Annotated in this window: 11 protein-coding genes and 2 tRNA genes; 9 read left to right on the forward strand and 4 right to left on the reverse strand. The window is 72.8% G+C overall.

Going from position 1 to position 12,871, the window contains the following annotated elements; translation table 11 throughout:
- Positions 1-86: 86 nt before the first annotated feature.
- On the forward strand, positions 87-683 hold the full coding sequence (locus ACGFMM_RS21565) for a histidine phosphatase family protein (RefSeq protein ID WP_393647994.1): 597 nt from the start codon (positions 87-89) through the stop codon (positions 681-683).
- 45 nt (positions 684-728) lie between these two features.
- Here ACGFMM_RS21565 and ACGFMM_RS21570 read toward each other — a convergent pair whose 3' ends face one another.
- Positions 729-2,012, reverse strand: coding sequence for a tetratricopeptide repeat protein (locus ACGFMM_RS21570; protein ID WP_393647995.1), 1,284 nt, complete (start codon positions 2,010-2,012; stop codon positions 729-731).
- 243 nt (positions 2,013-2,255) lie between these two features.
- Between ACGFMM_RS21570 and ACGFMM_RS21575 the strand changes: the two genes are divergently transcribed.
- From ACGFMM_RS21575 to ACGFMM_RS21595, 5 genes are all read left to right on the forward strand, one after another.
- Positions 2,256-2,753, forward strand: a complete 498-nt coding sequence (locus ACGFMM_RS21575) for a hypothetical protein (RefSeq protein WP_393647996.1) — start codon at positions 2,256-2,258, stop codon at positions 2,751-2,753.
- 37 nt (positions 2,754-2,790) lie between these two features.
- On the forward strand, positions 2,791-3,657 hold the full coding sequence (locus tag ACGFMM_RS21580) for a spermidine synthase (RefSeq protein WP_393647997.1): 867 nt from the start codon (positions 2,791-2,793) through the stop codon (positions 3,655-3,657).
- Positions 3,658-3,740: 83 nt separating this feature from the next.
- Positions 3,741-4,094 (forward strand): hypothetical protein, encoded by a 354-nt coding sequence (locus tag ACGFMM_RS21585; protein WP_393647998.1) that lies wholly within the window; start codon positions 3,741-3,743, stop codon positions 4,092-4,094.
- Positions 4,095-4,240: 146 nt separating this feature from the next.
- Positions 4,241-4,897, forward strand: a complete 657-nt coding sequence (locus ACGFMM_RS21590) for a bifunctional DNA primase/polymerase (protein ID WP_393647999.1) — start codon at positions 4,241-4,243, stop codon at positions 4,895-4,897.
- Positions 4,888-4,961: transfer RNA gene (locus ACGFMM_RS21595), tRNA-Lys, on the forward strand. The genes ACGFMM_RS21590 and ACGFMM_RS21595 overlap by 10 nt, the downstream gene beginning before the upstream one ends.
- 49 nt (positions 4,962-5,010) lie before the next feature.
- Here ACGFMM_RS21595 and ACGFMM_RS21600 read toward each other — a convergent pair.
- Positions 5,011-6,282 (reverse strand): M6 family metalloprotease domain-containing protein, encoded by a 1,272-nt coding sequence (locus tag ACGFMM_RS21600; protein ID WP_393648000.1) that lies wholly within the window; start codon positions 6,280-6,282, stop codon positions 5,011-5,013.
- 324 nt (positions 6,283-6,606) lie between these two features.
- Here ACGFMM_RS21600 and ACGFMM_RS21605 point away from each other — a divergent pair, with 324 nt between their 5' ends.
- Positions 6,607-8,496 carry a putative bifunctional diguanylate cyclase/phosphodiesterase gene (locus ACGFMM_RS21605; protein WP_393648001.1) on the forward strand — a complete coding sequence of 630 codons (1,890 nt, stop codon included), beginning with the start codon at positions 6,607-6,609 and terminating at the stop codon, positions 8,494-8,496.
- Between the two features lie 108 nt (positions 8,497-8,604).
- Here ACGFMM_RS21605 and ACGFMM_RS21610 read toward each other — a convergent pair whose 3' ends face one another.
- Together ACGFMM_RS21610 and ACGFMM_RS21615 are read right to left on the reverse strand one after the other, a co-directional pair.
- Positions 8,605-10,296, reverse strand: coding sequence for a glycosyl hydrolase family 18 protein (locus ACGFMM_RS21610; protein WP_393648002.1), 1,692 nt, complete (start codon positions 10,294-10,296; stop codon positions 8,605-8,607).
- A gap of 237 nt (positions 10,297-10,533) precedes the next feature.
- Positions 10,534-11,661: an LLM class flavin-dependent oxidoreductase gene (locus ACGFMM_RS21615; protein WP_393648144.1), complete on the reverse strand. Its 1,128-nt coding sequence runs from the start codon at positions 11,659-11,661 to the stop codon at positions 10,534-10,536.
- Positions 11,662-11,959: 298 nt separating this feature from the next.
- On the opposite strand from ACGFMM_RS21615, the gene ACGFMM_RS21620 reads away from it, so the two are divergent.
- The gene (locus ACGFMM_RS21620; protein WP_393648003.1) at positions 11,960-12,718 is read left to right on the forward strand and encodes an IclR family transcriptional regulator; all 759 of its coding nucleotides are present in this window, start codon (positions 11,960-11,962) and stop codon (positions 12,716-12,718) included.
- A 62-nt stretch (positions 12,719-12,780) separates the two neighbouring features.
- Positions 12,781-12,854 (forward strand) — tRNA-Lys (locus ACGFMM_RS21625).
- Positions 12,855-12,871 lie beyond the last annotated feature (17 nt).

Below are 12,871 nucleotides of genomic sequence, written 5' to 3' on the forward strand. Positions count from 1 at the left end.
CCCGGGAGGAGCCGCGTCTTCGGGTGCGGGATGATGGACGTGCACCTTCGTGCACCCATTCGAGGACATTTCAGGGAGAAGTCTTCATGGCACCGCGCATCCTGCTCGCCCGTCACGGCCAGACCGAGTGGTCGCTCCTGGGCCGGCACACCGGCAGGACGGACATCCCGCTGCTCGACGAGGGCCGGCGCGGCGCGAAGCTGCTCGGCGAGCGGCTGCACCGCGGGCCCTGGCAGGGCCTCCCCGGCGTCGAGGTGCGCACCAGCCCGCTCTCCCGCGCGGCCGAGACCTGCGAGCTGGCCGGGTTCGGCGAGCGCGCGGAGCGCTGGGACGCGCTGCTGGAGTGGGACTACGGCGCGTACGAGGGGCTGACCCCGCCGCAGATCCAGGAGCGCGACCCGGGCTGGCTGCTGTGGCGGGACGGCGTGCCGGAGGGCGAGAGCCGCGCGGACGTGGCGGCCCGCGCGGACGAGGTGGTGACCTGGGCGCGCTCGGCGGACCGGGACGTCCTGGTCTTCGCGCACGGCCACATCCTGCGCTCGATCGCGGCGCGCTGGCTGGGCGAGGACGTGTACTTCGGCGCCCGGATCAAGCTGGACCCGACGAGCCTGTCGGTGCTCGGCTGGCAGTACGGCGCGCCCGCGGTGGAGCGCTGGAACGACACCGGGCACCTGGAGGCGTAGCCCCGGGGCCACGGCGCGGCCCCGGCCGCGCCACCGGGCCCGTCCTCACGAGGTGGCGAGGAGCTTCCGGGTCGCGTCCAGCATCCGGCGGATCCGCTGCGACTGGACGCCCTCCAGGGAGGCGAACACCCGCTGCGCCTCCGCCGCCGCCTCCTCCGGTCGGCCGGCGCGGGCCAGGTCGCGGGCGAGCTGCGCCCGGTACAGCGCGAGGTTCCGCGCGAAGTGCGGGTTCTGCAGCACGGTCGCGCGGTGCGCGTGCCGGGCGGCCCGGCCGTGCTCGCCGAGCGCCGACCAGCACTGGGCCTCCAGAGCCTCCAGCTCCGGCTCGCCGAAGAACGACATCCACTCCGGGTCCGCGTCGCAGGCTCCCCTGGCGAAGTGGCCGTGCGCCCGGCCCAGCGCCTGCTCGCAGGAGGATCGGTCGCCGAGCCCCGCCCAGGCCCCGGCCTCGCGCAGCGAGAGCAGCGCCTGCAGCCGCGCCGACGGCACGGCGCGGGCCGCGTTGAGCCCGGCCTGGGCCGCCCGGACCGCCTCGCGGAACCTTCCTGCATCGCGGGCCAGGAAGGCGGTGTTGCAGAAGGCGTGCGCCTCCAGGGCCGGGTCGCCGGCCACCCGCGCGGTGGCCAGGGCCTCGGCGTAGTGGGAGCGGGCCTCGCCGAGCCGGCCCGAGTCGTGGGCCAGCCAGCCGACCGAGATCGCCAGCTCGCCCGCGCCGGACTGGAGCCGGGTCTCGGTCGCGCGGCGGGTCGACACTCCCTCGTCCAGCAGCGCGTACGCGGCCCGCAGCGGCTGGGCGGCGACCTTGTACAGGCCCTCCGCGCCGTGCCGGTCGTCCAGCAGCCGGATCCGCCGTACGGCGGCCTCGACGGCCCTGACCTCGGCGTCGCCGATCCGGTGCGGGGACCGGGGGGCCGGGATCGCGGCGGCGCTGCCGCCGAGTCCCAGCGAGGCGGCCGCCACGGTGGCGGTGCCGCTCGTCATGAATGCGCGACGCAGCACGTCGCTCTCCTCATCGTTCCGGGTGGTGAGGGCGGGCGGGGGCGCCGCGGCCGCGGCGGTCGTCCGCCGCCCCCGTACGTCCTCCCGCGCCGCGAAGCCCAGGTCCGCCGGTGTCAGACCGGGGAACATGTGCCGGAACACCCGCTCGTAGGCGTAGTTGGGGCAACGGATCTCTCCGGCCTCGACCCGTCCGATGTAGCGGGCGTCGCAGGCGACCTGCTCGCCGATCTCCCGAGCCGCCCGGCGGACCGCGGCGGCGAACTCCGACGGCGACTGCTGTCCACGGAGTCTGCGGAAGGCGAGATTGGGAACTGCCCGTGACGTCGCCATGGCCGAGCCCTCTCCTGGTGCTGCCGGTGTTCCGGCGGGGCAAGAACGTACCTGCTGTGACCGGTCGCTCACCCGGTGTTTGGCTACAAACCGGATATCTCACCCGCGATCCGCCATGAACTGCCATCCTTTGCGGCGGCGTGCCGCCGTAGCCGTTGACGGGTGCGGACGTTGAACCATGCGGAGAGACGGAACGTGTCTGCTCCCCTGGCACGAGGAGGGGATCCCTTGTTGGAGACCGGCATGGAGATCAGCCCACGGACCACGACGGCGGGGCACGAACCCACACCCGATGCGAGCGCCCCGCACGGCGAACCCGCAGCGCCCTGCACGCCCGCCGCCCCCTGCACCCCGACCGGCTCCGCCGGTTCCGCCGGCCCCGCCGAGCCCTGCGATCTGGTGACCGTCCCGGTCCGGCAGGGCCTGGAGGCCGTCGACATCCTGCGTCGCGGCGCCGCCCCCACGGTCGGTCCCGTCCTGCACGACGGGACCTGCGACACCCTCGGCTTCCTCGTCCCGCCCGGCACCGCGAAGGGCTGGGACATGCCGGGCAGCGCCTGCACCCAGACCGACGGCCGCGGGCTGCGCCTCCCCGAGGCCCCGGCCGCGGACGGCGCCGCGCGGCCCGCCGACTGGCTGCTGCCGCCCGGTGGCGACGGCCAGGTGACCGATCCGGCGGTGCTGCGCGAGGCGCTCGGCGAGGCGGCCCGGCTGATCGAGGCGGCGGACGGCTGCCGCTGACCGCGTCCCGACGCGCCCGCCGTTCGATAATGGGCGGGTGGCAAGGAACAAGCAGCGCGACCGGGCGGCCGCGGCCGGACCCGTCGTCGAGAAGGTCGACGGCGGACTCGCCGAGCTCATACCCGACCGGGAGCGCCCCCGCGGCTGGACGCTGCTGGTCGACGGCGCCCCGCAGTCGCACGTGGACCTCGACGACCCGGCCCACCTCTCCTTCGAGTACCAGCGGCGGCTCGGCCACCTCGTCGACCTCGTCGCACCCCCGAACCGTCCGCTCCAGGTCCTGCACCTCGGCGGCGGCGCCTTCACCCTCGCCCGATACGTGGCGGCCACCCGGCCCCGCTCCACGCAGCAGATCGTGGAGCTGGACGGGCCCCTGGTCCAGCTGGTCCGCCGCGAACTGCCGCTCGACCCCGGCGCCCGGATCCGGGTCCGGTCCACCGACGCGCGCGCCGGGCTCGGCAAGGTCCCGGACGGCTGGGCCGACCTGGTCGTCGCCGACGTGTTCAGCGGGGCCCGCACCCCCGCCCACCTGACCAGCACCGAGTTCCTCGGCGAGGTCCGCCGGGCGCTGCGGCCCGGCGGCTGGTACGCGGCCAACCTGGCCGACGGCCCGCCGCTCGCGCATCTGCGCGGCCAGATCGCCACCGCCGCCGCGGTCTTCCCCGAGCTGGCACTGACCGCCGACCCGACCGTGCTGCGCGGCCGCCGCTTCGGCAACGCGGTCCTGCTCGCCTCCGACGCCCCGCTCCCGGTCGCCGAACTGACCCGCCGGGTCGCCTCCGACCCGCACGCCGGCCGCGTCGAACACGGCCGGGCACTCATGGACTTCACCGGCGGCGCGACCCCGGTCACCGACGCCGGCGCCAAACCCTCCCCGAAGCCTCCGGCCTCGGTCTTCCGGTAGTTGGCCGGGGGCCCTCTTGCGGGACGCGGGAGAATGGAAAGCGGCCCGGGTGTCCGGGCCGTGCGTTTGCGAGGAGGAACCACATGGCGGAACCCGAGCGGAGCGAGCAGCGGCGGCTCCGGCCCGCACCGCTGATCTTCGAGCCTGCCGAGGCTGCCGCCGACCCCGAGCACTTCTTCGACCTGGAGTCCATCGAGGACCCGCGGGAGCTGCTGGCCCGGGCGACCGAGCTGACGCTGGCGTTCCGGGCGGCCGCGGACCGGGCGCTGGAGTACCAGGCGATCGCGGCGGCCCAGCTCGCCGACCCCGGCCGCTTCGACCGGCTCACCGACGAGGCGATCGCGGAGCGGGCGGAGTGGACGCCGGACTACGCCCGGAAGATGGTCGAGTTCGGCCGGGACCTGATCCGGACCGGCGGACGGCCCGACGAGGAGTGATCCGGCGCCGGGGGCGTTCGTCCGAAGCCCCTGGCGCGTAGCCCTGGCATATGCCGGGCGGGCACGATACTCCCCCGGACCGGCCCCTGTCCGGGTTTCCGGCAACCCGGGGCGACCGGATCGTCACTCCCGGTAGACCTGAGTGCATGAGCGCATGGCTGCGAGACGAAACCCCGCTGAACCCGGCCCAGAGCGACCTCGACGAGCGCCGGTCGGACATCTTCGCGCTGCTCCGTGACGAGGGGCGGCACCGCACCGCACAGGTGACCGCGCCCGGCGCGGAGTGGCTGGCCTCCGCGGCGGTCTACCCGCACTCCGCGCTCTCGCTCTGGCGGGCCCGGCCGGCCGCGCCGGCCGTCCTGCCCTGCGGCTCGGTCTTCGACATCGTCAACGTGCCCGCCGTCTTCGGCCGCCGCATGCTCGACCGGCTGTGGGGGGACGGCCCGGGCTCCGGGCCGGTCGCCGTGCACCGCGGCCGGATGCTGCTGTTCACGGCCCCCGGCACGGCCCACCGGCTGCCGTCGCTGCTCCGCTGGGAGGAGTTCGGCGACGCCGTGCCGCCGCTGCTCTGTCACGGCGTCGGCGACGCCGTGACCATCCCGGCGCTGACCCCGCAGTCCGCCGAAGGCCCCCGCTGGGTGGTCGCGCCGGACACCCGTCAGCCCTGGCTCCCCGGCCCGGAGGTGCTGCTCTGGGCCTGTGTCCGGGCGGTCCGCACCGGCCGCGCCGCCGACGTGCGGGTATCGATTTTTCCTGCGGCGGAGCAGGATGCTACTGTCTACGACGTCAGCAGGCGCCGCTAGCTCAGTTGGTTAGAGCAGCTGACTCTTAATCAGCGGGTCCGGGGTTCGAGTCCCTGGCGGCGCACAGACGGAAGAAGCCCCTCGCGCAAGCGGGGGGCTTCTTCGTGCGTCCGTCACTCCGGCTCCGGAAGCGTGATCTTCACCGTCCACGCCCCGCCGGGCGAGCGGTCCGCGACCTCCACCCGGACGCCTTCGCCGGGCACGGTGAAGGTCTCGCCCTCGGCGACCGGCGCGTCCGCCAGCGGCGGGTACACCGAGCGGTCCCAGCAGGCCTCGGTGCGCGGATGGGCGTCCACGACCTCGACCGGCCCGTCGCCGGACGCCGCCTCCGCCCGCACCCGGTAGACCAGGACGCCCTGGGTGCAGGTCTCGGCGTCGTTGCCGGTCGCCCCGCGCGCCTCGAAGGCCAGCACCGAGTCCTCGCCGGTCCGCACCACCGCGAGCCGGGTGCCGAGCGAGCCGCCGGCGGCCGGCGCGGCGGCCATCGCGTCCAGACTGACCAGGGTCGGTCCGGCGGTCTGCACACAGCGCACCTGCTTGCGGTCCAGCCAGCCCAGCTTCCACTTGTGCCAGCCGAAGAGGTCCGGGGCCAGGCCGAACTGGCTGCCCATGACGTCCCAGTCCCCCACATGGGTGTCCCAGTCGCCCTTGCCGTCCACCGGCCGGTGGTACAGGTCCGGCAGGTCGAAGACGTGCCCGGTCTCGTGGGCGAGGACGTTCCGGTCCGGCGGGTGCCGCTCGAACACGGTGACCACGCGCTTGATCTCCGCACCGTCGACCGTGAGCGGGCTGTCCAGGTTGACGACCTTGGTGGCGTCGGAGTCGACGCCGGGCGCGTCCGGGTCGGCGACCAGGTAGACGATGTCGTACTCCGAGAAGTCCACCTTGCCGTCGGCGGCGGCCAGCGCGTCGCGCAGGTACGCGGTGCGTTTGTCGGTCGCCCAGTCACGCCGTATGTCGTACGCGGTGGAGTCCCGCGGCATCTCGATCCACTCGCGTCGCGGATGCGCGCGCAGCGCGAACCGGCCGTAGGAGGCCTTCTCGAAGAACTCGCTGGTCGCGGGGAAGTGGTCGGCGGCCAGCTCCGCGGGCGAGAGCAGCGGTTCGGCGTCCGGGAAGGACAGGAAGAGCATCACCGCGTCGAGGGAGCGGACCGGCTGGGGGTAGGCGGGGTTCCAGGTGTCCAGGCCGAGGGAGTGGTGGGCGGCGGTGCGCGGCAGCGCGCAGGGTCCGGCCGAGGGCGCGCCCACGGCGGGGCCCGCGACGAGTCCGGTCGCGGCGAGTGCCACGAGGGACGTGAAGGCCGCCCCGCCGGCGCGCAGCCGTGGACGTTCCACTCCCTCGGGTGTCTGCTGACCCTCCACGTAGACCTCCGGCTGCGGCATGGGGGACACCTCAACCACCTTGTGATGTTTTCTGCCGTTTCGCCCCTTTTCGGTGCCCCGGTCGGGTGAGTGGGCGACGCGCCGGTCGACGCGTGCGATTCATCGAGCGTCACTTTCGGTCACATCGCCGCCGCCCCCGTGTCACACCCGCGCAGAAACGATCGGGCGGCCTGAGCCGTGGGCATACTCACCACAGCGGGCGGCGTCCACCGCCCGTTCGGAGCTGGATGGGCCGCACGGGCAACCTCTATGATCGGCACACTTTCCTGACCGACCCACCCCCGAACACACCTGTACGGAACGACTGCACTGCGGGAGCGAGCGGTGAGCGGAACCTCCGAAGGACCGGCGCACGTACCGCTCTCCGCCGCGCCGGGAACGCCCCGGATGATCACGGAGCGTCATCGCGGCGCACGGCGCGAATCCGAACTGCGCGACTGCCGCGCCGCGTTCCGCGCCGCCCAGCTCGCCATGGCGGTGGTGGACCAGGAGGGCCTGGTGGTCTCGGCCAACGACGCGATGGCCGCGCTGCTCGGCACGGACACCGGCTCGCTGCTCGACCAGGCCGCCGCCGACCTCGTCGACCTCGCCTCCGACGGCCGGACCTGGCACGCGTACCACGAGGTGCTGCGCGGCCGACGGACCCGCTTCCGCTGCACCCGCCGGCTCAAGCACCCCGACGGCCGGTCGCTGTGGGCCGAGGTCACGGTCGCGCCGGCGGGGGACGGCGGACGGGTGCTGCTGTCGATCGCGGACATCAGCGACCGGCGCGAACTCCAGGCGCGGCTGCGGCACTTGCAGATGCACGATCCGGTGACCCGGCTGCCGAACCGCACCCTGTTCTTCGAACGGCTCGCGGTGGCGCTGGAGACGGCGGCGCAGAACGACGGCCCGGGCGGGGACGGGATCGACCCGGCCTTCCCGTCCCACCCGGCATATCAGTCACACCAGTCGTACGGCCATGGCGGAACAGGGCGGATCGGGCTCTGTTATCTGGACCTGGACGGCTTCAAGGCCGTCAACGACACCATGGGGCACCGCGTCGGCGACCGGCTGCTCGCCGCGGTGGCCGCGCGGCTCACGGAGTGCGCCGACAACGACGGATACACGCGCAGCGGCGGGCACTTGGTGGCGCGGCTCGGCGGGGACGAGTTCGCGATCCTGGTGGAGGACTCCACCGGTACCGAGCAACTGGCCGATCTGGCCCAGTCGGTGCTCTCCTCGCTGCAGCAGCCGTTCGACCTGGCCGGGCAGCGGCTCTCGGTCTCGGCGTCGATCGGCGTGGTCGAGCGGGTCGCCTCCGGGACGACGGCGACCGGGCTGATGCAGGCCGCCGACACCACGCTGTACTGGGCGAAGGCCGACGGCAAGGCCCGCTGGACGCTCTTCGACCCGGAGCGCAACGCGCACCGGATGACCCGGCAGGCGCTCAGCTCCACGCTCCGGCCGGCCGTGGAGCGCGGGGAGTTCACGCTCGAGTACCAGCCGCTGGTCGGCCTGTCGGACGGTGTGGTGCACGGCGTGGAGGCGCTGGTGCGGTGGAATCACCCCCAGTTCGGGACACTTGCGCCGAATCGGTTCGTCGGGATCGCCGAGGAGGACGGCTCGATCGTCGAGCTCGGGCGGTGGGTGCTGCGCACCGCGTGCCGGCAGGCCCGGCAGTGGCAGAGGGACCATCCGCGGGAGCGGCCGTTGTTCGTGAGCGTGAACGTGGCGGTGCGCCAGGTCTGGGACTCCGACCTGGTCGCGGACGTGGCGGGCATCCTCGCGGAGACGGGCCTGGCCCCGCATCTGCTGCAGCTGGAGCTGACCGAGAGCGCGGTGATGGGCTCGGCCGGCCGGCCGCTCCAGGCCCTTCAGGCCCTGAGCGACATGGGCGTGCGCATCGCCATCGACGACTTCGGCACCGGGTACTCGAACCTCGCCTATCTCTCCCGGCTCCCGGTCTCCGTCCTCAAGCTGGACGGTTCCTTCGTGCGCGGCTTCCAGGACGAGGCGCACGCCAACCCGGCCGACGAGCTCATCGTCGAGGCCCTGGTGCAGCTCGCCCACCGGCTGGGGCTCACGGTCACGGCGGAGTGCGTGGAGACCTCCGGCCAGGCGACCCGGCTGCGCCGCATCGGCTGCGACACCGGCCAGGGCTGGCTCTACTCCCGGGCCGTGCCCGCGGACCGCATCGACCGGCTGATCGGCGTGGCGCCGCTGCCGGCCTGACCGGTCCGGCGCCGGGCGAGGCATGGAACTGCCCCCGGCCGGGCGGGACTTCCCGGGCGGGGGCAGCGTCTCAGGGGTGAATCGGGGACGGATCAGCGGGTCAGCGGATCAGCAGGCGCCGAGGTCCTGCCAGACGCCCCACTCGCCGGTGGTGCCGGGGGCCTCGTTCTGGGTCCACCACTTGGCCTTCCACTTGCGGCCGTTGTGGGAGACCTCGTTGCCCGCGTTGTAGACCTGGCCCGCGACGTACGCCGGGGTCGAGCCGCAGCCGGTGGGCGGAGGCGTCGTCGGAGGCGTGGTGGTGGGCGGAGTCGTCGTCGGCGGGGTGGTGGGCGGCGTGGTCGGCGGGACGGTGGTGCCGCCGAGGGCCGTGTTGATCTGCTTCAGCAGCGTGATGTTCTCGTCCAGGCCGAGCAGCGAGTACATCATCGCGCCGGCGAGGCCGCGCTGCTTGCCGTAGTCCACCCGGGCCTGGATGGACTTCTGGTTCAGGCCGGTGAAGAACTCGCCGTCCTTGTAGAAGTACGAGGACTTCGACTGGTCGTCCCAGAAGGTGGTCGACGCGTTGTCGACGATGCCGCCGAGCTCCTTGTAGTGGGCGATGCCGGCCTGCTGGCTCAGCGGGCGGGCGTTCGAGCCGCCGGTCGCGGTCTGGGCGAGGCCGTTGGTGGTGCCGGCGGGCACGCCCTTCCAGCCGCGGTAGTAGAACTCGTAGCCGAGCGTCAGCTTGTTCGCCGGGAAGCCGCCCGCGATGCCGTACGCCGCGTTGCCGTCGATCCAGGAGTCGATCGCCGCGTCGATGCTGTACTTCTCGGTGCCCGGAGCGATGACGTCGGTCGGGTCGTTCGGGGACGGGTGGAGCGGGGACTGGTGGTACGTCGGCCCGTCGCCGTCCCAGGCGCCGTGCATGTCGTACGTCATGATGTTGGCGTAGTCCAAGTACTGACCGATCTTGTCGGTCTCGATGTACTTGATCTTGTCCTGACCGGCCGGCAGCGCCGCGGTCAGCATGTACTTCTTGCCGCCGTTCGCGGTGCCGTACGCGTCGAGCTGCTTGCGGAACTCGGCGAGGAGCAGCGTGAAGTTCTGCTTGTCCTCGGGGCCGTAGTGGTTGCCCAGGTGACCGCCGGAGGAGCCGGGGTACTCCCAGTCGATGTCGATGCCGTCGAAGATCCCGGCCGCGGTGCCGGCGCCGCCGAAGCCGCCCTCGACCGGCAGGTCGCCCTTGAGGTACTGGTCGATGCAGGAGGAGACCAGCTTCTTGCGGCTGGCGTCCGTCTTGGCCGCGTCGTGGAAGTACTTGGAGTAGGTCCAGCCGCCCAGCGAGATGTTGATCTTCAGGTGGGGGTACTTGGCCTTCAGTTCCTTGAACTGGTTGAAGACGCCCACGATCGGCTGGTCCCACTTGTCGGCCACGCCGTCCACGGAGTCGGCCGCGCCGAAGGACTTCTGGTAGTCGGCGTAGGAGTCGCCCGCACCGTCGCCCGCGTTGGGGTTGTTGTCGTCGCCCGCGGCCTTGTTGGCCATGAAGCAGGTGAGGTTGGTGGGGTGGATGTTGCCGAACGAGTAGTTGATGACATCCAGGTTGCTCGCGATGCCCCGGGTGTCGAGGTGCTTCGGGTAGAACGCGTTCCCGTACACGCTCCACTGGTCGTAGTACGCGATGCGGACGCCGCCGGGGGTGGCGGCCGCTGCGGTGTCGGCCGCCTGCGCGGAGCCGAGTCCGACGGTGGCGGCGAGGGTGCCGGCGGCGAGGGCCGCGGTGGCGAGCGCGGCGATCAATGGTTTGCGGGGGTGCACGTGCGGCCTCCGAGGGGGTGACGCGGTACAGGAGTTGGAGCAGTGATAGCCGCCGCGCGAACAGTGCGTCAATGGTCTGAACCAAATTGAGGACTAGACCAATTTGCAGGTGAAAGCCCTTGTCAGAGGGGTGGAGCAGAAAACGGAACCGCTCGCCACCATGCGTGACGAGCGGTTTAAGGTTCACTTAGGACAGGTCCGTCAGGTCGTTCGACACTGAACCAACGAGCGCCGGACTCACGGAAGTCGGGCCGCCGGAACCTCTCCGTCCGGCAGTCCGTAGGCGTTCGCGATCAGCTCGTAGCTCCGCAGCCGCACGTCCCCGCCGTGCGCATTGGCCGTGATCATCAACTCGTCCGCGCCGGTGCGCTTCTGCAGCTCGTCCAGGCCGGTGCGGACCTCGTCGGCGGTCCCGTGGATCACGTTCCCGAGCCAGGAGTCCACGAACTCCCGCTCTGCCGCGCTGAACGCGTACGCCTCCGCCTCCTCGGGCGTCGGGATCAGCCCCGGCCGCCCGGTGCGCAGCCGCAGCATCGACAGCGCCCCGGTCAGCACCTGCCGGCGGGCCTCCTTCTCGCCGTCGTTCGCCAGCGCCGAGACGCCGATCAGCGCGTACGGCGCGTCCAGCACGGCGGACGGCCGGAAGGAGTCCCGGTACAGATCGAGCGCCGGGACCGTGTTCCGCGCCGAGAAGTGGTGGGCGAAGGCGAACGGCAGCCCGAGCAGCCCGGCCAGCCGGGCGCTGAAGCCCGACGAGCCGAGCAGCCAGACCGGCGGCCGGCCCGCCGGCCCCTGCACCGGGCCGGGGACGGCGTGGATCCGCGCGTACGGATGCCCGTCCGGGAAGTCGTCGTCGAGGAACCGGATCAGCTCCGCAAGCTGCTCCGGAAAGTCTTCCCCAAGCTCTCGGCTCCGCTCGAGCAGGGGAGACCCCAATGCCCCTTCGTTCAGCCGCTCGGTGCGGCGCAGGGCGGCGGCGGTCGCGCCGTCCGTGCCCGGCGCGCGGCCGAGCCCGAGGTCGACCCGGCCCGGGGCGAGCGCCTCGAGGGTGCCGAACTGCTCGGCGATCACCAGCGGGGCGTGGTTGGGCAGCATCACGCCGCCCGACCCGAGCCGGATGCGCTCGGTGTGGGCGGCGAGGTGGGCCAGGATCACGGCGGGCGAGGAGGAGGCGACGCCCGGCATCGAGTGGTGCTCGGCCACCCAGTGGCGGTGGTAGCCGCGGCGCTCGGCGAGCCGGCTGATCTCCACGCTGGTCGCCAGGGCCTGCGAGGCGGTCCGGCCGCTGCCGACGGTCACCAGGTCCAGGACGGACAGCGGGACGGGCGCGGTCCCGCGCACCGTTCCCCGGACGGGGTCGCTCACGTTGTCGCTCACCTTGCCGCTCACCTCTGGGAGCCCTCCTGCGTCTGCTGACGGACATGCTGCCGAAGGAGCACAACAGGAGGGTGTCTCCGGTTATTCCGGCGCCGCTCGCCCGCCGCTCGCGCACCCCTCGCACCCCGGGGTCGTGACATGGGCATATGCCAATTTGCAGCGTCCCAGCGTACGGGCCCCTCGGGGCGGCGGAAACTCGTCAACAGCCGCCCCCGACGCGGCCCTTGACAGCTATCGTGGAACGGAAGGATCGGAAGGATCGGACACAACCGGGTAGGGGGAAACCGTGGCTCTGATGCCCGAGCCCACCGCGCCGTTCCACTCGGTGCAGTACGCCCTGCGGGTCCTGGAATCGGTCGCCCGGCACGCCGGCGGCGTCACCGAGGTCCAGATCGGCCGCGAGACCGGCCTCCCCGTCGGCCACCTCTCCCCGCTGCTGCTGATGCTGCGTCGCGAGGGGTACGTGGAACAGGTCGCCGACGGCGCGTACGTGATCGGCGACTCCCTGGTCCTGCTCGGCTCCGGCGCCACCCGGCGCGAGGCCCTGGAGCGCAAGCTCCAGGAGACCCTGCGCGAGCTGCGCGACTCCGTGGGCGCGGCGGTGTACATCAGCCGGTACATCGACGGCGAGGTGCGGATCACGCAGTACGCGGCCGGGCCGCGCACCCCGGCCGTGCACGAGTGGGTCGACTTCCGCTCGGCGGCGCACGCCAGCGCGGTCGGCAAGTGCCTGCTCACCCAGCTCGACGTGGACGGCCGCCGCGATCATCTGTCCCGGCACCGGATCGCCCGGCTGACCTCGCGGACCATCACGAACGAGAAGGTGCTCTTCTCCAAGCTGGACAGCCAGCCGGCGTCGGTGCCGGTGCTCGACCTCCAGGAGTACGCGATCGGCACGGTCTGCGCGGCGGTCCCGCTGACGGCGGGCTCGGCGGTGGGCTGTCTGGCGCTGTCGCTGCCGATCGAGCACGCGCACCGGCTGCGGACGGCGGCGGACGCACTGAACCGCAGGGCGGCGCCGATGGTGCTGTCGCTGGCGATCTGACGCCGCCGCCGAGGTGGTCCGGAGCACCCCTTCGGACCAGGTAGTATTAATTTCGTCAGCAGGCGCCGCTAGCTCAGTTGGTTAGAGCAGCTGACTCTTAATCAGCGGGTCCGGGGTTCGAGTCCCTGGCGGCGCACCGACACGGAAGGGCTT

The organism is Streptomyces sp. NPDC048604 (genome assembly GCF_043199435.1).
Lineage (GTDB): Bacteria > Actinomycetota > Actinomycetes > Streptomycetales > Streptomycetaceae > Streptomyces.

Excerpts from the sequence above, each read along its gene's own strand:
- ACGFMM_RS21565 (WP_393647994.1), top strand. The coding sequence starts at position 87 with ATGGCACCGCGCATCCTGCTCGCCCGTCACGGCCAGACCGAGTGGTCG.
- ACGFMM_RS21570 (WP_393647995.1), bottom strand. The coding sequence starts at position 2,012 with ATGGCGACGTCACGGGCAGTTCCCAATCTCGCCTTCCGCAGACTCCGT.
- ACGFMM_RS21575 (WP_393647996.1), top strand. The coding sequence starts at position 2,256 with ATGGAGATCAGCCCACGGACCACGACGGCGGGGCACGAACCCACACCC.
- ACGFMM_RS21585 (WP_393647998.1), top strand. The coding sequence starts at position 3,741 with ATGGCGGAACCCGAGCGGAGCGAGCAGCGGCGGCTCCGGCCCGCACCG.
- ACGFMM_RS21590 (WP_393647999.1), top strand. The coding sequence starts at position 4,241 with ATGAGCGCATGGCTGCGAGACGAAACCCCGCTGAACCCGGCCCAGAGC.
- ACGFMM_RS21600 (WP_393648000.1), bottom strand. The coding sequence starts at position 6,282 with ATGCCGCAGCCGGAGGTCTACGTGGAGGGTCAGCAGACACCCGAGGGA.